The following is a 20,618-nucleotide window of genomic DNA, read 5'->3' on the forward strand; positions in this document are numbered from 1 at the left end:
GCGACCCCATCCAGAGGATGAGGTCGCTGATTTTACTGCAGAATTTCAGGAAATCAGGCGCCGGGCGGCCTGGCTCAGCGGGTGAATACCCGCTGCTGCTGCGGCCGGCGGCCGACCGGGGCCGGCGGCGGGGTGGGCGCTCCGAACAGCCGCTCGAAGAAATTCGGCCCGGACGAGCCGCCGTTGTTGGCCGCCAACACCCCGTTCGGCAGTGTCGTCGCCGGGCGTGAATAGCTCGGCTGGGAGTGCGCGACGACGTTCTCGAGATCCTTGCCGCGACCGTTCTTCAGGATGTTGATCATGGTCGCGTCGCGGCCATAGACGTCCTTGCGGAATTGCAGCTTGCCGCCATCGTCCACGAATGCGGTCTGATAGGTGATGTTGACCGGGATCGGGGTCGGGAATTTCAGGTCGATCTCGCTCTTGCCGTACATGCTGCGGATGCGTTCCGGCGTGTACTTCTCGTTCGGCATCGCGATGTTGAGCAGGACCGAGGCGTACTGATCCGGGTTCTGCACGCGCATGCAGCCGTGGCTGAAGGCGCGTTCGTCCCGGGCGAACAGGTTCTTGTCCGGCGTGTCGTGCTGATAGACCAGGAACTTGTTGGGGAAATTGAAGCGGATGCGGCCGAGCGCGTTGGCTTCACCGGGCGGCTGCGAGATGTGCACCGAACCATCGCGGTTCTGTTCGAGCTTGAGGCCCATGCGCTGGAGCACTGTCGGGTCCTGCTGAAGCGCCGGCAGATATTCGTTGTAGACGATCGACGGCGGCACGTTCCAGGTCGGATTGACCGTGATGTACTTCATCGTCTCGGTGAGCAGCGGGGTCGCATGCGTGCCGGGCTTGCCGGTGACGACGCGGGTGGTCCAGACCTGTTGGCCGCGCTGCATCACCTTCAACGTGTAGTCGGGAATGTTGAGGATGACATAGGCATCGCCCAGCGAGGGCGCGCCCAGGTCGCGCGGCAGCCAGCGCCAGCGCTCCATGTTCACCAGCACCACGTCGATCTGCTTGTCGCGCTTCGGGGCGTTGATCGCCCTCACCGTCTTGTCGTCGAGGATGCCGGTCGCCTTGAGCTCGGCGCTGTTCTGGAATTTGCGCACGGCTTCGGCGACCGCCGCGTCATAGCGGGTGTCGCTGGCGTTCTCGGTGATGCCGAGCTTGGCGCGCAGCTGCGGCACGCGCGGATCTTCAACGACGATTTCAGCCTGCTTCTTGCCGGCCGGGGTGTATTTCAGCGCCGGACCATCGGCGATCTCGATCACCGGGCCGTTGCCCTGGCCGCGGAGCTCCGCGAGCTTCGCCTTCAGCTCCTTGTAAAGTTTTTGCGGCGGATTGTAGCTGTCGAGCGCCGCGGAGGCGTCCGCCGCGGTCGTGACCTTGGCGAGCACCTCGTTCGGATCGACCGGATGCTCGGGATAGAGGATGTCGCCGCTGACCTGCGACCAGTGCATGCGGCCGCTCTGGGCCTGGCGCGCATAGTCGAACATGCTGGCGGTGAGCTTGAGCTCGGCATCGGCGAGCGTATCGGGTGTCGTGGCGGCCGCGAAGTCCGGCACCGGGTAATCGGCGGGATTGAGACCGTCGGACGCCGCGTCCTTCAGCCGTGCGATCACGCCCTTGGCCGCAGCGGTCAGGCTGCCGCCCTGGCTCCAGACCGGCGCGAAGTCGCGTGCACCGTAGAACTTCTCGATCGCAGCGCGTTCGTTCTTACGGTCGAGATAGCGCGAGGCCTTTGCGCCAATGATGTCCTTGAGCTTGTCGGCGACCGGCTGGTCGGCCGCGGGAACGTTGCTCGCGGCCCTCACCGGCTCCGAGGCCGGAGCCGCAGCGGTGGCGGGCGCGGCCGGCGTTGGGATCGCCGTGTCGGCCTTGGCAGGTTCGGTCTTGGCAGGTTCAGTCTTCGCCGTCTCGCTCTTCGTCGCCTCGGCGGCGGGCGTGGTGGCGACGTCGGAAGGCTTGGTCTCGACCTTGTCCGGCGCGGGGGCGGATTCGGCCTTCAGGGGTTCCTTGGCGGGCTCCTTAGCAGGGTCCACCACCGTGGCGGTGGTGTCGAGCTTGATGTCTGATGCGGTCGGGGGCGGGACGTTTGCGGGTTCGGGGCGCGGGATGGCGGCTTCGATCGCGAGCTCGGCAGCGCTGCTGTGCGCCTGATCCTGCGCCAGGGCTGAGCTGGCCGATACCGTGAGGAAGGTCGCCGCGACCGTGATCAAGACACGGTCAAAGCCTGCACGGTGGTTCAAACAGTCACGCATTGTGTCGCACCCCTCGGGTGAACTGTCCCCCGTGGAACAGCTTCGTTATCGCCTATTGAGCTTCGGCTAAACCGCGCCGGCCTCTCGAAAGTTGCACGCCTGCACGCAACGATTCCTACGCAGACGAATCTTACGCGGACGATATACAGGCCCCGATTTCGCAGCCAGCGCTACCCGGGACAACTCACGACAAACTGACTTCAAGCACGCCTCTTGGCAACGGATTGTGCGCTTCTGCCACGCGCTTTTCCCTGTGTCTGTCACTTCCAAGTCACGGTTCAAATCGCAGTCGAATTCCGTCGTCATACGAACGGCTTACAGTCGTATCGCTCCGCCCGGACGAACCGCCGTTCGCGTCCGGCTCAGTGCGTCTCCTCACCGCTTTTGCCGCCATGGCCGGGAACTCCGGCTTCATCGAGTTTGCGGTAGAGGGTGGACCGGCCGATTTTGAGGCGGCGGGCGACCTCCGACATCTGCCCGCGGTAATGCGAGATCGCGAAACGGATGATCTCGTTCTCAATGTCTTCCAGCGGCCGGACGTCGCCGGTCGCGGTCAGCATTGAGAGGGCACCCGCCATGGGCAGCGGCGCGATCGGTATTTCATTACCTGACACCACGGAGGGGGCCGCGATCGGCTCCAGCATCAGCGGCGCGGTCGGAATGTCTGTTCCCGGATGCGGCTGCGAGGCGATCAGAGGGAAGTCGTCGAGGCCAAGCTGGTCGCCCTCGCTCATCACCACGGCGCGATAGACCGCGTTTTCGAGCTGGCGAATGTTGCCGGGCCAATCGAGCTGGGCAAGGTGCGCAACGGCCTCGCCGCTGATGCCGGTGATGGGGCGGTTCTCCTCGGCGGCAAAGCGCGCCAGGAAATGCCTGAGCAGATGCGGAATGTCCTCGCGCCGGGCGCGCAGCGATGGGATCGTCAGCGGCAGCACGTGCAGGCGATAGAACAAGTCTTCCCGGAAGTGGCCCTGCTTGACCCGCTCGAGCAGCCTGCGGTTGGTCGCCGAGATGATGCGGACGTCGACCTTCACGGGTTTGCGGCCGCCGACCGCCTCGACCGCGCCTTCCTGGAGCGCGCGAAGCAGCTTGACCTGCGCGCTCAGCGGCAGCTCGCTGACCTCGTCCAGGAACAGCGTGCCGCCATGAGCTTCGACGAACTTGCCGGTGTGGCGTTCGGTGGCGCCGGTGAAGGCACCCTTCTCGTGACCGAACAGAATGGATTCGACGAGGTTGTCGGGGATCGCGCCGCAATTGACCGCGACGAACGGCTTGGCCTTGCGCTCGCCGCTGCCATGAATGGCACGCGCGAACATCTCCTTGCCGACGCCGGACTCGCCCTCGATCAGCACCGGGATCGAGGAGTTTGTTGCTTTCTGCGCCGCGCGCATCACGCCCGCCATCGCCTCGGCGCGTGTGATGATGTCGGAGAAGGTCAGCCGGCCTTCGCGGCTGTGACGGATGCGCTGCAGTTCGCCCTTGAGCGCGGACGAATTGAGCGCGTTGCGAAGCGAGACCTGGAGCCGCTCCAGGCCGACCGGCTTGACCACGAAGTCGGCCGCACCCGCGCGCATCGCCGAGATCACATTGTCGATGCCGCCATGGGCCGTCTGCACGATGACGGGGATGCTGAGACCCGCTTCGCGGATTTTCGCCAGCACGCCCATGCCGTCGAGGCCGGGCATCACGAGATCGAGGATGACGCCGTCGATGGCCGCGTCGGGGGCGGTGAGGGCGGCGATCGCCGCATCGCCGGAGTCCACCACGATCGTCTCATAGCCGCATTTCTGCACCATGTTTTCGACCAGCCGGCGGGCTACAGCGTCGTCGTCGGCGATCAAAATACTGGCAGCCATGGTGTTCCCCGCACGCTACTACTATCTGTCTCGAATCGGGGCACTCTGGCCGAAGCCGATTAACGCACTGTTAAATCCTGATGCCCCCGCCCGCCGTCGCGATTGTTGAACACAGGTTTCCCACACAATGAATTCGAGCTCCAAGCTTGCACTCAAAAAGTCTGCTCTCAAAAAGTCTGCTCTCCGCAAACCAGGCACCAAGCAATCGGTCATCAAGGCAAAGTCCTCCAGACCTTCACCCGCAAAGCCTGCGAGCAAGACCGGCAAGCTTCCGGAGTGGAACCTCGCCGACCTCTATTCCGGGATCGATGCGCCGGAAGTGGCGCGCGATCTCGCAAAGATGGATGCCGATTGCGTCGCGTTCGAGACGGACTACAAGGGCAAGCTCGCAACAGGAACAGCAAAGGAAGATGGCGGAAAATGGCTCGCAGAAGCCGTGCGACGCTATGAGGCGATCGACGACCTCGCCGGCCGGCTCGGCTCGTACGCTGGCCTCGTTCATGCCGGCGACAGCGTGGACCCCAAGATTTCAAAGTTTTACGGCGACGTTTCCGAGCGCCTGACGGCGGCATCGACGCATCTGCTGTTCTTCGCGCTCGAGCTCAACCGGATCGATGACGATATTTTGAACCGCGCGATGCAGGCCACCGAGCTCGCGCACTACCGTCCCTGGATCGAGGATCTACGCAAGGAGAAACCGTACCAGCTCGAGGACAAGCTCGAGCAGCTCTTCCTGGAGAAGGCGCAGACCGGCTATTCCGCCTTCAATCGGCTGTTCGACCAGACCATTTCGAGCCTGCGCTTCAAGGTCGGGCCCAAGGAGCTCGCGATCGAGCCGACGCTCAATCTGTTGCAGGACCGCGACGGCGCCAAGCGCAAGGCCGCGGCAGAGGCGCTCGCAAAGACCTTCAAGGCCAATGAGCGCACCTTTGCGCTGATCACCAACACTTTGGCCAAAGACAAGGACATCTCCGATAGCTGGCGCGGCTTCAAGGACGTCGCAGATTCCCGGCACCTGAACAACCGCGTCGAGCGCGAGGTGGTGGATGCGCTGGTCGCCTCGGTGCGCGCAGCCTATCCAAAATTGTCGCATCGCTACTACGCGCTGAAGGCACGCTGGTTCGGCAGGAAGCGCCTGGCCTATTGGGACCGCAACGCGCCGCTGCCTTTTGCTGCGACCGACGTGATCGGCTGGGGCGATGCGCGAAACATGGTGCTCTCCGCCTATCGCGGCTTCTCGCCCAAGATGGCTGATATCGCCGAGCGCTTCTTTGCCGACCGCTGGATCGACGCGCCGGTACGTCCGGGCAAGGCGCCGGGGGCCTTCTCGCATCCGACCACGCCGTCCGCGCACCCCTACGTGCTGATGAACTACCAGGGCAAGCCGCGCGACGTGATGACGCTCGCCCATGAGCTCGGCCATGGCGTGCATCAGGTGCTGGCGGCCAGGAACGGCGCGTTGATGGCGCCGACGCCGCTGACGCTGGCGGAGACCGCGAGCGTGTTCGGCGAGATGCTGACCTTCCGGCGGCTGCTGGCGCAGACCAGGAGCGCAAGGCAGCGCCAGGCGCTGCTCGCCGGCAAGGTCGAGGACATGATCAACACCGTGGTGCGGCAGATCGCGTTCTATTCCTTCGAGCGCGCGGTCCACACCGAACGCAAGAACGGCGAGCTCACCGCGACGCGGCTCGGCGAGATCTGGCTCTCGGTGCAGGGCGAGAGCCTTGGTCCGGCAATCGAGATCAAAGCGGGCTACGAGAACTACTGGATGTACATCCCGCACTTCATCCATTCGCCGTTCTACGTCTACGCCTATGCATTCGGCGATTGTCTCGTGAACTCGCTCTACGCCGTCTACGAGAACGCGGCCGAAGGCTTTGCCGAGCGCTATCTCGACATGCTCGCCGCCGGCGGCACCAAGCATTATTCCGAACTGCTGCGGCCGTTCGGGCTCGATGCCAAGGATCCAAAGTTCTGGGACGGCGGCCTGAGCGTCATCGCCGGCATGATCGACGAACTGGAAGCGATGGGCTGAGCCGAACCGCCTTCAGCGCTGCAGCGAGCAGGTCGGGTCGGCCGTCCGAGTGTCCCGTTGTTCCGACAACGGGGGAGGCGGGTTGTAAAGATCCCGCCATGCACATTGAACGTTTGTGCCCGGGACCGGACTAATTCTTGCAGGCGGGTTCGACCTGCAATGCAATCTGTGATCGTTGATCGTCGCGTGTGCTCGGCCAGGGAGGCGAACATGGCCAGGATCAGTGCCCCAGACCCCAAGGTGGAGCCGCCACGGGCTGTGGGGGAACAGCAGCTGTGGGGGACGCAGCACCGGAAGATCGTCAAGCGCGAGCTCGCAGCCATCAACAACCGCCGCCTAGCCCAGGGTATGGATCCCGTTGCATACCCTGGCGACGAAAAGGCGATCGACACGGTCGGCCTTGCGCTGTCAGGCGGCGGGATCCGATCCTCCGCAATCTGCCTCGGCGTCTTGCAGGCTTTCAATCACCACGGGCTCATCAAGCACATCGACTATCTGTCGACCGTATCGGGCGGCGGTTACACCGGCTGTTCGTTTACGGCGACCATGACGCGGGCGCAGAATTTCGTCTTCGGAAGCACGCCGACACCTGGAGCCGAGAGCGCAAATGAGATCAGTGACACGCCTGCGGTGGGCCATATCCGGAATTACTCGAACTATCTCGTTCCGGCCGGCGCGCGCGACCTGATCACCGGCGTCGCAATCGTCGTGCGTGGACTCGTTGCCAATCTGAGCCTGACGCTGCCGGTTGTACTGCTCGTTGCAGTGATCACGATCCTGTCCAACGCCGCACGCTCGTCACTCTATACGACCAATTTCTTCGGCCTGAGCGTCGACGACACCCACAATCTTGGTCCCCTCTCCAGCCTGGGATTGATGCCTGCCTTCTTTCTTGTCGGCCTTGTTGTCGCTTTGCTGCTTTTGTTGGTCGGGCGCCTTTTCAAAGTCGGGCGGCGCGAGCTGTTTCGGTACCTGGCCGGTCTTGCGTTTGCGATGGGTCTCATCTGTGCGATCGCCAGCTGCCTGAATGTCGATCACTTTGGCCTTTCGCTTGCAGCGGTCCTGCTCGGCCTTGCGCTTTTCTTTGGCTGGGCAGTGCTGCGATCGATTTCGTCGACCAAGGGAGGTGAATTCCGCGGCTATCCGTCGACGGTCGGCGCGACCTATCTCGTTCTGCTTGCCGCCATCTGCTTCTTCGAATTTCAGCCCTTCATGATCGCCCAGATGTTCGATGTCGCCGACGCTAACACGACTCAGTCCGGCGGCATCATTGGCGGCGTTGCAATCAAGTGGGTCCAATCGCTTGCGGCCATCACTGCGCCGGTTGCGGCGGCTGTCACGCTGTTCCGGCAGCAATTCGCCGACCTGCTGAAGGGCGCCGGCGCCTCGGACCTGGGATCACGCCTGCTCGCCCATGCGGCGAAAGCAGCCGTGCTTGTCGCGGGACTGGCGCTGCCCTTGCTGATCTGGGTCGGATATCTCTATCTTTGCTATTGGGGCATCGCGAACGACAAGACCCTCGACGCCGCCTACCGTCAATACCCCATGATCGAGGAGTGGGGAGCGGCTGGCGTGCAACCCGTGCCGCCCGCGGCCGGTGTCGATGTCAAGGGAAATGTCCAGTTTGACTCGGCGACCCGCAAGCTCTCGGCCGAAATCACCAATCGCGAAGCGAAGGTCGTCGTCTCCAAGCCGGTGGGGCCGATCTCGCACATTCCCGCATGGCTGTTTTCCGTTGCGTCATTGCAGTCCCCGGACAAATTCACTTGGTCGAAGTACCAGTTCGGCAACAGTGTCAGCTGGCGGATGATGCTGCTCTACTTCTTGTCGGGCTCGGCCATGTTCGGCCTGTCGTGGGTTCTCGGGCCGAATGCCAATTCGTTGCACCGGCTCTATCGTGATCGCCTCAGCAAGGCCTTCTTGTTCAATCCGCTCTATTACGCCGACGGGGAGCCGTCGCGGAACATGCCGAGCCTGGACCAGGGGAGGGATTTCCTTCCGCTCGACGAGGAGAAGCTGAGCGGTCTGTTACATCAGATGGTCTACGGGGTCGATCCAGCGGGAGCGATGACGGTCGCGACATCGAAAAAATGCAGCCTGGCCTCGCCATATCCCATCATCAACGCCGCGCTGAACATCCAAGGATCCGACTTCGCCAATCGGCGGGGACGGAACGCGGATTTCTTCATATTCTCGCCGCTGCACGTCGGCAGCGAGGCCACTGGCTATGCGAATACACCGGCATTCGAGAAGGTCGCGCCGGGCCTCGATCTTGCGACCGCGATGGCAATCTCCGGGGCCGCTGCTTCGTCGAACATGGGCTCGGGGTCGATCCGCTCGCTGACCCCGACCCTGGCGCTCCTCAACGTGCGCCTGGGGTACTGGTTGAAGAACCCGCGCTGGGTCTCGACAAAGGACAAGCCGCAGCACCACTCGACCCCTTTGTTTCTATGGTCTGAGATCTCGGGCCGGCTTTACGAGAATGCCGATGCGGTCTACCTGACGGACGGCGGACACATCGAGAATCTCGGTGTCTACGAGTTGTTGCGACGACGCTGCAAGGTGATCATCGCGGTTGACGCCGAAGCCGATGCACCCATGAATTTCTCATCCCTGGTGACGCTGCAGCGCTATGCGCGCATCGATCTCGGGATCATCATCGATCTGCCGTGGACGCCGATCCGCAACACCACGCTCGAGTGGATGAAGTGCAACGCAACCAAATCCCCGGCCCGGCGCACGGCGGGCGGACCGCACGTGGCGGTCGGCACCATCGACTACGGCTCGGGGGAAAAGGGGTACCTCGTGTACATCAAGTCGTCCCTGACCGGAGACGAGAACGACTACATCCGCGACTATGCACGCCGCAACGACACCTTCCCGCATGAAACCACCGGTGACCAGTTCTTCTCGGAGGAGCAGTTCGAGGTCTACCGCGCGCTGGGTTTCCACATGAGCCACGGTTTTCTCACCGAGGATGCCGGCGCGGATGCAATCGTCGTCAACGTTCCGGGAGAACGCTGCGCAAAGCGAAACTTCTGCGACAGCAAGGTGGAGCCGATCGGCGCAGTCCGCCGTGCGCTCGGCCTGCGCTGAGAGGCCTCGGCTCGTGGCATCGGAGACCGCCTCTGACGGGCGGATCACCGGTCTGAGCCGAATTCCCGCCCATTGGAATTCCAAATGACCTGATTTGCCGGGAAACCGCGCCTCCGTGCCGTTGCCCTGCCCGGAAGTTTGCGGTATCCCAGCCACGAAATTCGACTTTCGACTGGGGACAATTCATGGCTGACCATAGCGAAGTGGCGTACAGCACCGCCGACGGCAACGACTACGTTGCCCACGAGCAGACCTACGAGGGCTTCATCAAGCTGGTGAAGTACGGCACGGTCTCGGTCGCGCTTATCGTGATCCTGATGGCGATCTTCCTGACCTGATTCATCCCCTGCAGCACCGCCAGTGTCGTCGGTGCCTATAAAATTTGCAATCAAGCCGGATTGAAAACCGGTATCCAACGTTGCGGGAGTAACGCTAAGTTCGCGTGCGCGCTTCTTCCCGCGTCGCCGGAGGGCCTATGAAGATCGCCGTTGCCAAGGAAATCGATCCGTCGGAGCCGCGGGTCGCCGCTTCGCCGGATACGGTGAAGAAGTTCAAGGCGTTGGGCGCCGAGATCGCCGTCGAGCCGGGCGCCGGCCTCAAGTCGGGCCTGCCGGACTCCGAATTCACCGCCGTGGGCGCCACCGTCAGCGCCGACGCGCTGAAGGACGCCGACATCATCATCAAGGTGAAGCGCCCTGAAGCCTCCGAGTTGGCGCAGTACAAGCGCGGCGCGCTCGTCATCGCCATCATGGACCCCTACGGCAACGAGGCCGCGCTGAAGACGATCGCCGATGCCGGTGTCTCCGCCTTCGCGATGGAATTGATGCCGCGCATCACGCGCGCGCAGGTGATGGACGTGCTGTCCTCGCAGGCCAACCTCGCCGGCTACCGCGCCGTGATCGAGGGCGCCGAGGCCTTCGGACGCGCCTTCCCGATGATGATGACCGCGGCCGGCACGGTGCCCGCCGCCAAAGTGTTCGTGATGGGCGTCGGCGTCGCCGGCCTCCAGGCGATCGCGACCGCACGCCGTCTCGGCGCCGTCGTCACCGCGACCGACGTCCGGCCCGCCACCAAGGAGCAGGTCGAATCGCTCGGTGCAAAATTCCTCGCCGTCGAGGACGAGGAATTCAAGAACGCGCAGACCGCCGGCGGCTACGCCAAGGAAATGTCCAAGGAATACCAGGCCAAGCAGGCCGCGCTCACCGCCGAGCACATCAAGAAGCAGGACATCGTGATCACCACCGCGCTGATTCCGGGCCGGCCGGCGCCGAGGCTCGTCACGGCTGACATGGTCAAGTCGATGAAGCCGGGATCAGTGCTGGTCGATCTCGCCGTCGAGCGCGGCGGCAATGTCGAAGGCGTCAAGGCGGGCGAGGTCGCTGATGTCGGTGGCATCAAGATCGTCGGCTACACCAACGTCGCCGGCCGCGTCGCGGCGTCGGCCTCCAGCCTCTACGCGCGCAATTTGTTCAACTTCATCGAAACGATGGTCGACAAGACCAGCAAGGCGCTGGCCGTGAACTGGGACGACGAGCTCGTCAAAGCGACCGCGCTGACCAGGGACGGCGCCGTCATCCACCCGAACTTCCAGCCGAAAGCGTAAGGAGAGCCGCCATGGAGCATGTTGCACAGGTCGTCGACCCCTTCGTCTTCCGGCTGTCGATCTTCGTTCTCGCCGTCTTCGTCGGCTATTTCGTGGTGTGGTCGGTGACCCCGGCGCTGCATACGCCGCTGATGAGCGTGACCAATGCGATCTCCTCGGTGATCGTGGTCGGTGCGCTGCTCGCGGTCGGGGTCGGCATGATCTCGAGCGGCTCGGGCTGGGCGCGCGGCTTCGGCTTCATCGCGCTCATTTTCGCCTGCGTGAATATCTTCGGCGGCTTCCTTGTCACCCAGCGCATGCTGGCGATGTACAAGAAGAAGGTGAAGTGAGCGGCGTTCACCTCGGGGTGACAAAGACAAAGGGGACCTGAGATGAACGCCAATCTGGCTGCAGTTCTGTATCTCGTGGCAGGTGTGCTGTTCATCCTGTCGCTGCGCGGGCTGTCCAGCCCCGCCACATCGCGGCAGGGTAATTTCTTCGGCATGATCGGCATGGCGATCGCGGTCGCCACCACGCTGGCCAGCCATCCGCCGGCGGACGGCCTCGCCTGGATCCTCGTGATCCTTGGCATCGCGATCGGCGGCAGCGTCGGCGCAGTGATTGCCCGCCGGGTGCCGATGACCTCAATGCCGGAACTGGTCGCCGCGTTCCATTCGCTGGTCGGCATGGCCGCGGTGCTGGTCGCGGCCGGTGCGTTCTACGCGCCGGAGGCCTTCGACATCGGCAGCCCCGGCAACATCCATCCGCAGAGCCTGGTCGAGATGTCGCTCGGCGTCGCCATCGGCGCGCTGACCTTCACCGGCTCGGTGATCGCGTTCCTGAAGCTGTCCGCGCGCATGAGCGGTGCGCCGATCATCCTGCCGTTCCGCCACATCATCAACATTGCGCTCGCGATCGCGCTCGTCGTCTTCATCGTCGGGCTGGTCATGACGGGCAGCGCGCTCGACTTCTGGCTGATCGTCATCATCGCGCTGGCGCTCGGCGTCCTCATGATCATCCCGATCGGCGGCGCCGACATGCCGGTCGTGATTTCGATGCTTAACTCGTACTCGGGCTGGGCCGCGGCCGGCATCGGCTTCACCCTCGGCAATTCCGCGCTGATCATCACCGGCGCGCTGGTGGGATCAAGCGGCGCGATCCTGTCCTACATCATGTGCCACGCGATGAACCGCTCCTTCATCTCGGTCATTCTCGGCGGCTTCGGCGGCGAGACCGCGGCGGCCGGCGGTGGCGGCGGCGAGCAGAAGCCGGCCAAGCTCGGCTCGGCCGACGACGCAGCCTTCATCATGAAGAACGCGCAGAAGGTCATCATCGTGCCCGGCTATGGCATGGCGGTGGCACAGGCTCAGCATGCGCTGCGTGAAATGGGCGACATCCTGAAGAAAGAAGGCGTCGAGGTGAAATACGCCATTCACCCGGTCGCCGGCCGCATGCCCGGCCACATGAACGTGCTGCTGGCCGAGGCCAACGTGCCCTATGACGAGGTGTTCGAGCTCGAGGACATCAACTCCGAATTCGCGCAGGCCGATATCGCCTTCGTGATCGGCGCCAACGACGTCACCAATCCGGCGGCCGAAGAGGACAAGACCTCGCCGATCTACGGCATGCCGGTGCTCCAGGTCTGGAAGGCCGGCACCGTGATGTTCATCAAGCGCTCGCTCGCTTCCGGCTATGCCGGCATCGACAATCCGCTGTTCTATCGCGACAACACCATGATGCTGCTCGGCGACGCCAAGAAGGTCACCGAGAACATCGTCAAGGCGATGTAGCGCGGAGGCAAGCGGGCCATTGCCAATGCGACGCGCGAGCAGCGCGTCGCGTGGCACACCGCTCACCAGGCGGCGTGCGGCTGCCGTGACGTTCCGGCCCGCCTCGGGCGATGTCATGAAATTGCTGCCGAGCCGGTGCAAACCCTGAACAGGGGCCGGGTCGCGTCATCATGACCATCGTCAAATGGATCGCCATCCTGCTCGTGACCGTCTATTGCGCCGGTCTCCTCGTGCTGTATGTCAGGCAGCGCGAGATGCTGTTTCCGATCCCGCCCGTCGGTCGCACCACGCCGGACGCCGCAGGCTTCCCCGAGGCCGAAGAGCACGTCCTGACTACCTCCGATGGCGAGAATGTCATCGTCTGGCACGTGCCGGCGAAGCCAGGCCGCCCCGTGATCCTGTATTTTCCGGGCAATGGCGATTATCTCGCTGGTCGCGTCAGCCGCCTCAAGGCCATGACGGCGGACGGCACCGGCCTGGTCGCGCTGTCCTATCGCGGCTATGCCGGCTCGAGCGGGGCGCCGAGCGAGGCGGGCCTGCTGCGCGATGCCGCGGCCGCCTACGCCTTCACCACCGCGCGCTACGCGGCGGAGCGAATCGTCGCGTGGGGCTTTTCGCTCGGGACCGGCGTGGCGGTCGCGATCGCCTCGGAGCATCGTGTTGGAAAACTCATCCTGGAAGCGCCCTATACATCGACGGCCGATATTGCAGCTTCATCGTTCTGGTACGTTCCGGTCCGCCTGCTGATGCGAGATCCATTTCATTCCGACGAGCGCATCCCGCGCGTCACTGTGCCGCTATTGGTGATGCATGGCACCGATGACCTTGCCATTTCCATCGTGTTCGGAGAGCGTCTGTTCGCGCTTGCGCACGAACCGAAGGAGTTCGTTCGCTTTGCGGGCGGTGGACACGACAATCTCGATGCGTTCGGTGCGATTGAAACGGCGAGGCACTTCATTGCTTTCTAGACGGCTTGTCGTTCGGCGCGCGAGCGGGTTCATCGCCGCGATCCTCGTCGTGTTGTTGCCACAGCACGCATGGGCGGCGACCGGGCTCGACGGCGCGGCGATGCGCTGGCCGTATGCGCTGCCCTTTGCCGGCCTCCTGCTGTCGATCGCTCTCGGGCCGCTGCTGTTTGCAAAAGTCTGGCACCATCATTACGGCAAGATCGCCGCGGCCTGGTCGCTGCTGGCACTCGCCTCGCTCGTCATCCTGGCCGGGAGCATGGCGACGTTGGCGGCGCTCGTTCACGCCATGCTCGCCGAATATCTCGGCTTCATCGTGCTGCTGTTCTCGCTCTATGTCGTGGCTGGCGGCATTCTCGTGACGGGCGACATCAAGGCGACGTCGGCATCAAATGCCGGCATCCTCGCGCTCGGTACGGTGATGGCGAGTGTCGTCGGCACCACGGGGGCGGCCATGATCCTGATCCGCCCTCTGATCCGCGCCAACCGACCGCGGCGCTACAACGCCCATGTCGTCATCTTCTTCATCATCCTGGTCGCCAATGTCGGTGGCGCGCTGAGCCCGCTCGGCGATCCCCCGCTGTTCGTCGGCTTCCTGCATGGTGTCGACTTCTTCTGGACCACGCGGACCATCTGGCTGCAGACGGCGATCGTTGCCGGACTGCTGCTCGCGATCTTCGTCGTCATCGACGTCTGGCGCTTCCGCAGCGAACCCTTGCTCGGCGCCGCCGGCGCCGCGAAGCCGGTCCGCATCCGCGGCCTCGTCAACCTGGTGCTGATTGCAGCCATCGTCGCGAGCCTGCTGGCCTCGGCGATGTGGAAGCCCGGCATCGCTTTCGACATTCTCGGAACCAGGCTGGAGCTGGAAGATATCGCCCGCAACGCGGCGCTGCTGGCCATAGCGGGCCTGTCGGTGTGGTTGACGCCGGACGAGCACCGGCAGGCCAACGGCTTCACCTGGGAGCCGATCCGCGAAGTCGCAAAGCTGTTCGCCGGCATTTTCATCGCGATCATCCCGGTCATCGCCATGCTCGATGCCGGCCATCACGGCGCGTTCGCCTGGCTGTTGTCGGCCGTGACCGCTCCGGACGGCACGCCGCGCGAGGTTGCCTATTTCTGGTTCACCGGTCTGATGTCGGCGTTCCTCGACAATGCGCCGACCTATCTGTTGTTCTTCGAGCTCGCCGGCGGCGACCCGCAGATGCTGATGCACGAACTCTCGGGCACGCTCGCCTCCATCTCCATGGGCGCAGTCTACATGGGCGCGCTTACCTATATCGGCAATGCGCCGAATTTCATGGTGAGCAGCATCGCCAGCGAGAACGGCATCGAGATGCCGAGCTTCTTCGGTTATTTCCTGCGCGCCAGCGCGGTGCTGATCCCGCTGTTCGTGCTGCTGACGCTGCTGCCGTTCGCTCCGATCCTGCGCTGGCATTGAATCTGCCGCGCGATTGCTACTGCTCGGCTGAGACAATTGGAGCCGATGGATGAGCGCGCACAATCCGACGCCTCGATCGGCCTGGATCTTTCCGGCGCTGGCCGTGCGAGGCGCATCTGTCGGGCCGGGCCTTGGTGCTCAGCGTCGTGCTGCTGCTGATTGCGCTGCTGGCGGTCGTGTTGCTGTCCAAGAAATTCTCGCTGGTGGTCGATGCCGTCGCGGCCAGGATCGGCGCGCCGCCTGCCTTTGCTCCTGACCTTCTTCCTGAGCATGCTGACCTTCGGTACGGGCAGGACCAATGTCCTGTTCGGGCTGGTCCATAAGGTGGTATTTGCCGTCTACGTGTTCGTGGTTTTCGTGCCCTGAACCGGTTTTCCGGATATGCCCCAGGAGAGTTCCGATGCTTGCCGCCGAGTCCGAGGTTCAGGTCGACAATGAGCAGGTTCGGGTGACCGAGTGGCGGCTCGCGCCAAACAGCGCCACCGGGCATCACACCCATGGCATGGACTACGTCATTGTTCCCGTGGTCGGAGGGGAAATGACCATCGTGGCGCCCGATGGCGAGCGGTCCAAAGCACAGCTTGCGGCCGGGAAATCCTATTTTCGCAAGGCCGGCGTCCAGCACGACGTGCTTAACGAAACCGCAACCGAGATCGTGTTCCTTGAGGTTGAGCTGAAGTCGTAAGTCCGGCGTACCCCTTTGCCATTGATCCGTCGCAGTTGATCCCTCACTATGCCTCAAAGTTCCCGCATCAGATCGCGCGGGGAGTGGCCGGAATGCTGAAATACATCGCTAAAATCTCGATGGACATCTTCCCCTCGGTGCTCGCAACGATCATCGGGGCGTATATCGTTAATCATTACATCAACGCCAAGCCGGCGGCGGATGCGCCCGCGGCCGTGACGGCGCCCGCCGAGGCCGGCAAGAACGGCAAGCCCGCCGATGTGGCCAACCTCCCCGCGCCCGGCGTCAAGGCCAAGGGCATCTCCGAGAAGAACGTGACGGACAAGCCGGCGGCCGAGAAGGCTGCCGATCATCCGGGCGCGGAGTCGAAGACCTCGACGGCGGACGTGGCACCGGCCGAGGCCGCCCCGCGCGGCAAGCCGTCCGGTCGCGAGAAGGCAGTCGCCAAGTCCACGCCGGCCGTCAGTGCAGCCGCTCCCGCCGCCCCGGTGGTGGAGGCCAATTCGGCGCCCGCTGCTGCCGCGCCGGCCGCAACCCCCGACGCCAACGATCTCGTGCGCGCCGCGATCGAGCGCCTGCGCAAGTCGCCTGAGAGCAAAGCGGCTGAGGCCAAAGCTTCCGACACAAAGGCTGCCGACACAAAGGCTTCCGACAATAAGTCTTCCGAGACCAAGGCGCCCGAGAAGACTCAGGAGCCTGCGGTGCGTGAAGCCGCCCGCACTCCGGAGGCCCCGCGTATCATTCCCGTGGATACGTCATCGGTGCGTCCGTTGCCGCCGCCGATCACGGTCTCGACACCCGCAGCCGAGGCCTATGGCAATGGCGGCTCGTCGCAGCCGAGCCCGCCCTACACGGCGTCGGTCGGCAACGAGAACCCGAATCGGCTGACGCCGCCGGCTGATATTCCGGTCCCGATGATTGCGCCCCCGCTCGATCTGCGCGCCGATGCCGGCGCGTCGATGCCGCGGCCGAAGACCAATGTCGCCGACGACATGCTGTCGGGCGTTAAGTCCATGTTCCACTCCGTTCTGCCGAAGAGCGTCACCCCGGATTAAGACGGCGCCCGCGCTGCGCCAGACTCGTCAGCCGCCGACGCGGGCGAGGCCGCTGCGGGCGGCGTCGTCGCGTGGGCGAAGCGAGACCGCCTTGGTGTAGGACGCCGCCGCCTTGGTCCTGTCGCCCAGCCGTTCATAGGCTTGCCCGCGTATGGTCCAGACTTGGGCATTGTGGGGATCGGCCTCGGAAGCCTCATCCAGATCGGCCGCGGCCTCCTTGACCTTGCCGACGGCGAGATAACTGGTGGCGCGGCCGAGCAGCGGCTCGACCTTCTGCGGGTTAAGGCCGCTCGCGGCACTGAAATCGGCGATGGCGAAGTCGTGCTGGTTCTTGCCCTGGTAGATCAGGGCGCGGCCATAGAGCGCCTGCGCGTTGTACGGATCGAGTCCGACCGCGTGATTGAATTCATCGAGCGCGGCCGCCGTCTCGCCGGACTTTGCCAGAGCCTGGGCCTTTGCCGTATGGGCTTGGGCTTCGCTGACATTGCCGGCGCTGACCACGTTCTCAGCGGTCGTGGCCGCCTTGGGTGCCTCCTGCGGCTTCTCCTTCTCCGGCGTCAGCGACCCCAGGTCGAAGGAGCAGCCGCATAGCGAAATCCCCATCAAGGCCAGCGCAAACGGCTGCTGCAAGATCTGCCGTAGCCGCGCCAAGCCGCGCTTGGGGAGAGGGGAGGCCATCTACGGTTCGCTCGCGCTAGTGCCGCATCGGTAGTGCCCCATCCCAGCAAGGCACCGCTCACAAAACAATAACGCGGGCCAGGGGCCCGCGTCATCGAAAACTGAAATCTCTCAAGTCGGGTAAATCAGCGCGGTCCGCGCGGACCAGCACTTGCACCTGCGCCTGCACCCGGGCCGCCGCGACCGCCACGATCACCGCCGGGGCCAGCACCGAACACCGGCTTCGGCTTCATCGGCAGCAGGCCTTCGCGCTGCAGCTTCTTGCGGGCCAGCTTGCGTGCGCGACGCACGGCTTCGGCCTTTTCACGGGCCTTCTTCTCGGAGGGCTTTTCGTAGTGACCGCGGAGCTTCATCTCGCGGAAAATACCCTCGCGCTGCATCTTCTTCTTCAGCGCCTTGAGGGCTTGATCGACATTGTTATCGCGAACGAGAACCTGCACGCGGCATCCTCTTCAGTGGATCGGATTTGAATTCTGGTAAGTCAAAGGGGATGGCGAAACGCACAAGCCCTTAACCTTGAGGGCGCGGATGTATCAGACAAAACTTGGGATGTCCACCGGCCAAGCGGGTTTTCGGGCCAAGTTCAGCCATTAAATGAGGCAAAATACCTCTGTGCGGCCCTGATTTGGGAGATTTGACGCCAAGGGTGGGGCCGTTTCCGGAGCTTTGTTCCGGAATCTTTGAAAGCAGGGGACGACACATGGATATGAAGAAATACGCGGCCGAAGCTATCGGTACCTTTTGGCTCACATTCGCAGGTTGCGGAAGTGCGGTGATCGCAGCCGGCTTTCCGCAGGTTGGCATCGGTCTGGTCGGTGTCTCCCTCGCGTTCGGACTGAGCGTGGTCACCATGGCCTATGCGATCGGCCACATCTCAGGCTGTCATCTCAATCCGGCCGTCACTGTCGGTCTTGCCGCCGGCGGACGTTTTCCGGCCGGACAGATCCTGCCTTATGTGATTGCGCAGGTCGCCGGCGCGATCGTGGCCGCGTGGCTGCTCTACGTCATCGCAAGCGGAGCTCCCGGCTTCGACGTCAGCAAGGGGTTCGCGTCCAACGGGTACGATGCCCATTCTCCCGGCCAGTACAGCATGATCGTGTGCTTCCTCACCGAGGTGGTCATGACCATGATGTTCCTGTTCATCATCATGGGCGCGACTCACGGCCGCGCGCCCGCCGGCTTTGCGCCGCTGGCGATCGGGCTCGCGCTGGTGATGATCCATCTCGTCAGCATCCCCGTCACCAACACCTCCGTGAACCCGGCGCGTAGCACGGGGCCCGCGCTGTTCGTCGGCGGCTGGGCGCTGTCGCAGCTCTGGTTGTTCTGGGTTGCGCCACTGATCGGCGGCGCGCTGGGCGGGGTGATCTATCGTTGGCTCAGCGAAGAGCCCACTGGCGTCGTCGCGGGCGCGAAGACGGCATAACTGCAAAGCGGGATCGCGGCATGCGCCGCGGTCCCGTTATTTGCCGGTCGTGGGTCGCACTTCGGTGACATGTCCCATCTTGCGGCCCGGACGCGGCGCGCCCTTGCCGTAGATGTGCACCGTTGCGCCCGCGACGCTCAGCCACTTGTCATATTCGTTGATCTCGTCGCCGATCAGATTGGTCATGGTGACGACTTCGCCGTGGCGCACGGGCTTGCCGAGGGGCCAGCCGGCAATGGCGCGGATGTGCTGCTCGAACTGCGAGACGGACGCACCGTCGAGCGTCCAATGTCCGGAATTGTGCACGCGCGGAGCGATCTCGTTGACCAGCACCTTGGGTCCGGTGCCGTTGGCGAGCACGAACATCTCGACGGCAAGCACGCCGACATAATCGAGCGCGCCCGCGATCTTGCCGGCGATACTGCGCGCTTCCTCGGCGAGCACGTCCGGGATCCGGGCGGGCGCACGGGAGATCTTCAGGATGTGGTCGCGGTGCTCGTTTTCGGTGACGTCGAAACACTCGACCTGGCCCGTGGCCGAGCGGGCGGCGATCACGGAAATCTCACGCTCGTACGGCACGAAGGCTTCCAGGATGGCCGATTTGGTGGCGAGACTGGTCCACACTTTCGCGACGTCGTCGCCCTCGCGGATGATGGCCTGGCCCTTGCCGTCATAGCCGAAGCGACGGGTCTTCAGCACCGCCGGAAGGCCGATCCTGGCGATCGCCTCGCGCAATGACGGGACCGAGGTGACGTCGGCGTAGGCTGCGGTGCCGATGCCCAGCCGCGTCACGAAATCCTTCTCGGCGAGCCGGTCCTGGGTGGTCTCGAGGATCTTGCGGTTGGGCAGCACCGGGCGGCGCGCATCCAGCACCATCGCGGCCGCGGACGGCACGTTCTCAAATTCGTAGGTGATGACGTCGACGTCGTTGGCGAACAGCTCGAGTGCTTCGACATCGGCATATTCGGCGCAGGTCGCATTCAGGACGACGTCGAAGGCCGGTGAGTCCGGATCGGGCGAGAACACCTGGCAGCGCAGGCCAAGCCGGGCCGCCGCCATGGCCAGCATCCGCCCCAATTGTCCGCCGCCGAGGATGCCAATGGTGTCGCCGGGCTTCAGCTTCACCTGCTTTGCGTCAGTCACGCCTTGTCCTCCGGGCGCTCGGCCACGGCCTCGGTCTGCGCCTTGCGCCAGGCGGCGAGGCGATCGGACAAGGCCGGGTCGGACAAGGCCAGCACGGCCGCCGCCAGCAACGCCGCATTGATGGCGCCCGCCTTGCCGATGGCGAGGGTGCCGACCGGGATGCCTGCGGGCATCTGGACGATCGAATAGAGCGAATCGATGCCCTTGAGCGTCCTGGATTCGATGGGGACGCCGAACACGGGCAATTCCGTCAGAGCCGCCGCCATGCCGGGCAGGTGGGCTGCGCCACCCGCGCCGGCGATGATGACCTTGTAACCAGCCGTCTTGGCGCCTTTGGCGAACGTAAACAGCCGGTCGGGGGTGCGGTGGGCCGAAACGATGCGGGTGTCGGCGGCAACGCCGAGCCCTGCGAGCGTGTCGGCGGCATGCCGCATCGTGTCCCAGTCCGACTGGCTTCCCATGATGATGGCGATCGGCGCGGTCATGACGTGAATTGTTCTCGAAAAACAGAAAGATAGGCCAGACTAAAGGTTCCGGCCGGTGGCTCGCAAGGCGGTGGCAAGGAGAAGGGAATGAACTATCCTGTCTTGGTGAATCCCCGCAAGCCTTCATTGAGC

17 protein-coding genes and 1 pseudogene are annotated in these 20,618 nt (G+C 64.1%); 12 read left to right on the forward strand and 6 right to left on the reverse strand.

Going from position 1 to position 20,618, the window contains the following annotated elements:
• Positions 1 to 74 precede the first annotated feature (74 nt).
• Complete coding sequence (locus IVB50_RS01475; RefSeq protein WP_026232599.1) at positions 75 to 2,255, reverse strand: L,D-transpeptidase family protein; 2,181 nt, start codon at positions 2,253 to 2,255, stop codon at positions 75 to 77.
• Between the two features lie 362 nt (positions 2,256 to 2,617).
• Positions 2,618 to 4,111 (reverse strand): sigma-54 dependent transcriptional regulator, encoded by a 1,494-nt coding sequence (locus tag IVB50_RS01480; protein WP_018453808.1) that lies wholly within the window; start codon positions 4,109 to 4,111, stop codon positions 2,618 to 2,620.
• A 127-nt stretch (positions 4,112 to 4,238) separates the two neighbouring features.
• On the opposite strand from IVB50_RS01480, the gene IVB50_RS01485 reads away from it, so the two are divergent.
• The 11 genes and pseudogenes from IVB50_RS01485 (at position 4,239) to IVB50_RS01535 (ending at position 16,757) form a co-directional block, all read left to right on the forward strand.
• Positions 4,239 to 6,146, forward strand: coding sequence for a M3 family oligoendopeptidase (locus IVB50_RS01485; protein WP_018453809.1), 1,908 nt, complete (start codon positions 4,239 to 4,241; stop codon positions 6,144 to 6,146).
• A 210-nt stretch (positions 6,147 to 6,356) separates the two neighbouring features.
• Complete coding sequence (locus IVB50_RS01490) at positions 6,357 to 9,242, forward strand: cell division protein (RefSeq protein ID WP_026232600.1); 2,886 nt, start codon at positions 6,357 to 6,359, stop codon at positions 9,240 to 9,242.
• A 185-nt stretch (positions 9,243 to 9,427) separates the two neighbouring features.
• Entirely contained in the window at positions 9,428 to 9,580 is a 153-nt protein-coding gene (locus IVB50_RS01495) for an aa3-type cytochrome c oxidase subunit IV (RefSeq protein ID WP_007596280.1), read from the forward strand.
• Positions 9,581 to 9,717: 137 nt separating this feature from the next.
• A complete protein-coding gene (locus tag IVB50_RS01500) occupies positions 9,718 to 10,845 on the forward strand; it encodes a Re/Si-specific NAD(P)(+) transhydrogenase subunit alpha (RefSeq protein ID WP_018453811.1) in 1,128 nt (375 codons plus the stop codon).
• A gap of 11 nt (positions 10,846 to 10,856) precedes the next feature.
• Positions 10,857 to 11,174, forward strand: coding sequence for a proton-translocating transhydrogenase family protein (locus IVB50_RS01505; protein WP_018453812.1), 318 nt, complete (start codon positions 10,857 to 10,859; stop codon positions 11,172 to 11,174).
• A 42-nt stretch (positions 11,175 to 11,216) separates the two neighbouring features.
• On the forward strand, positions 11,217 to 12,614 hold the full coding sequence (locus IVB50_RS01510) for an NAD(P)(+) transhydrogenase (Re/Si-specific) subunit beta (RefSeq protein WP_018453813.1): 1,398 nt from the start codon (positions 11,217 to 11,219) through the stop codon (positions 12,612 to 12,614).
• A 170-nt stretch (positions 12,615 to 12,784) separates the two neighbouring features.
• Positions 12,785 to 13,582 carry an alpha/beta hydrolase gene (locus tag IVB50_RS01515; protein ID WP_018453814.1) on the forward strand — a complete coding sequence of 266 codons (798 nt, stop codon included), beginning with the start codon at positions 12,785 to 12,787 and terminating at the stop codon, positions 13,580 to 13,582.
• Positions 13,536 to 15,017 carry a sodium:proton antiporter gene (locus IVB50_RS01520; protein WP_026232601.1) on the forward strand — a complete coding sequence of 494 codons (1,482 nt, stop codon included), beginning with the start codon at positions 13,536 to 13,538 and terminating at the stop codon, positions 15,015 to 15,017. The genes IVB50_RS01515 and IVB50_RS01520 overlap by 47 nt, the downstream gene beginning before the upstream one ends.
• A gap of 110 nt (positions 15,018 to 15,127) precedes the next feature.
• Positions 15,128 to 15,383, forward strand: a pseudogene (locus IVB50_RS01525) (ionic transporter y4hA); the annotation flags it as partial.
• A gap of 34 nt (positions 15,384 to 15,417) precedes the next feature.
• Positions 15,418 to 15,702 carry a cupin domain-containing protein gene (locus tag IVB50_RS01530; RefSeq protein ID WP_018453817.1) on the forward strand — a complete coding sequence of 95 codons (285 nt, stop codon included), beginning with the start codon at positions 15,418 to 15,420 and terminating at the stop codon, positions 15,700 to 15,702.
• A 92-nt stretch (positions 15,703 to 15,794) separates the two neighbouring features.
• A complete protein-coding gene (locus IVB50_RS01535) occupies positions 15,795 to 16,757 on the forward strand; it encodes a hypothetical protein (protein ID WP_018453818.1) in 963 nt (320 codons plus the stop codon).
• Between the two features lie 27 nt (positions 16,758 to 16,784).
• Here IVB50_RS01535 and IVB50_RS01540 read toward each other — a convergent pair whose 3' ends face one another.
• Both IVB50_RS01540 and rpsU read right to left on the reverse strand, forming a co-directional pair.
• Positions 16,785 to 17,435 (reverse strand): tetratricopeptide repeat protein, encoded by a 651-nt coding sequence (locus IVB50_RS01540; RefSeq protein WP_026232602.1) that lies wholly within the window; start codon positions 17,433 to 17,435, stop codon positions 16,785 to 16,787.
• A 125-nt stretch (positions 17,436 to 17,560) separates the two neighbouring features.
• Positions 17,561 to 17,875, reverse strand: coding sequence for a 30S ribosomal protein S21 (rpsU, locus tag IVB50_RS01545; protein WP_007614218.1), 315 nt, complete (start codon positions 17,873 to 17,875; stop codon positions 17,561 to 17,563).
• A gap of 260 nt (positions 17,876 to 18,135) precedes the next feature.
• Between rpsU and aqpZ the strand changes: the two genes are divergently transcribed.
• Complete coding sequence (gene aqpZ / locus IVB50_RS01550) at positions 18,136 to 18,858, forward strand: aquaporin Z (RefSeq protein ID WP_018453820.1); 723 nt, start codon at positions 18,136 to 18,138, stop codon at positions 18,856 to 18,858.
• A gap of 36 nt (positions 18,859 to 18,894) precedes the next feature.
• On the opposite strand, the gene IVB50_RS01555 is transcribed toward aqpZ, so the two are convergent.
• Both IVB50_RS01555 and purE read right to left on the reverse strand, forming a co-directional pair.
• Positions 18,895 to 20,001, reverse strand: coding sequence for a 5-(carboxyamino)imidazole ribonucleotide synthase (locus IVB50_RS01555; protein ID WP_018453821.1), 1,107 nt, complete (start codon positions 19,999 to 20,001; stop codon positions 18,895 to 18,897).
• Positions 19,998 to 20,486 carry a 5-(carboxyamino)imidazole ribonucleotide mutase gene (purE, locus tag IVB50_RS01560; RefSeq protein ID WP_007614214.1) on the reverse strand — a complete coding sequence of 163 codons (489 nt, stop codon included), beginning with the start codon at positions 20,484 to 20,486 and terminating at the stop codon, positions 19,998 to 20,000. The genes IVB50_RS01555 and purE overlap by 4 nt, the downstream gene beginning before the upstream one ends.
• Positions 20,487 to 20,618: the final 132 nt, after the last annotated feature.

Origin of the sequence: Bradyrhizobium sp. 87, assembly GCF_023073015.1 — a bacterium.
GTDB classification, from domain to species: domain Bacteria; phylum Pseudomonadota; class Alphaproteobacteria; order Rhizobiales; family Xanthobacteraceae; genus Bradyrhizobium; species Bradyrhizobium canariense_D.

Coding starts and splice junctions, on each gene's coding strand:
- IVB50_RS01540 (WP_026232602.1), bottom strand. CDS start 17,435: ATGGCCTCCCCTCTCCCCAAGCGCGGCTTGGCGCGGCTACGGCAGATC.
- IVB50_RS01480 (WP_018453808.1), bottom strand. CDS start 4,111: ATGGCTGCCAGTATTTTGATCGCCGACGACGACGCTGTAGCCCGCCGG.
- IVB50_RS01535 (WP_018453818.1), top strand. CDS start 15,795: ATGCTGAAATACATCGCTAAAATCTCGATGGACATCTTCCCCTCGGTG.
- IVB50_RS01485 (WP_018453809.1), top strand. CDS start 4,239: ATGAATTCGAGCTCCAAGCTTGCACTCAAAAAGTCTGCTCTCAAAAAG.
- IVB50_RS01530 (WP_018453817.1), top strand. CDS start 15,418: ATGCTTGCCGCCGAGTCCGAGGTTCAGGTCGACAATGAGCAGGTTCGG.
- IVB50_RS01495 (WP_007596280.1), top strand. CDS start 9,428: ATGGCTGACCATAGCGAAGTGGCGTACAGCACCGCCGACGGCAACGAC.
- IVB50_RS01520 (WP_026232601.1), top strand. CDS start 13,536: ATGCGTTCGGTGCGATTGAAACGGCGAGGCACTTCATTGCTTTCTAGA.
- IVB50_RS01490 (WP_026232600.1), top strand. CDS start 6,357: ATGGCCAGGATCAGTGCCCCAGACCCCAAGGTGGAGCCGCCACGGGCT.
- IVB50_RS01500 (WP_018453811.1), top strand. CDS start 9,718: ATGAAGATCGCCGTTGCCAAGGAAATCGATCCGTCGGAGCCGCGGGTC.
- purE (WP_007614214.1), bottom strand. CDS start 20,486: ATGACCGCGCCGATCGCCATCATCATGGGAAGCCAGTCGGACTGGGAC.
- IVB50_RS01515 (WP_018453814.1), top strand. CDS start 12,785: ATGACCATCGTCAAATGGATCGCCATCCTGCTCGTGACCGTCTATTGC.
- aqpZ (WP_018453820.1), top strand. CDS start 18,136: ATGGATATGAAGAAATACGCGGCCGAAGCTATCGGTACCTTTTGGCTC.
- IVB50_RS01505 (WP_018453812.1), top strand. CDS start 10,857: ATGGAGCATGTTGCACAGGTCGTCGACCCCTTCGTCTTCCGGCTGTCG.
- IVB50_RS01475 (WP_026232599.1), bottom strand. CDS start 2,255: ATGCGTGACTGTTTGAACCACCGTGCAGGCTTTGACCGTGTCTTGATC.
- IVB50_RS01510 (WP_018453813.1), top strand. CDS start 11,217: ATGAACGCCAATCTGGCTGCAGTTCTGTATCTCGTGGCAGGTGTGCTG.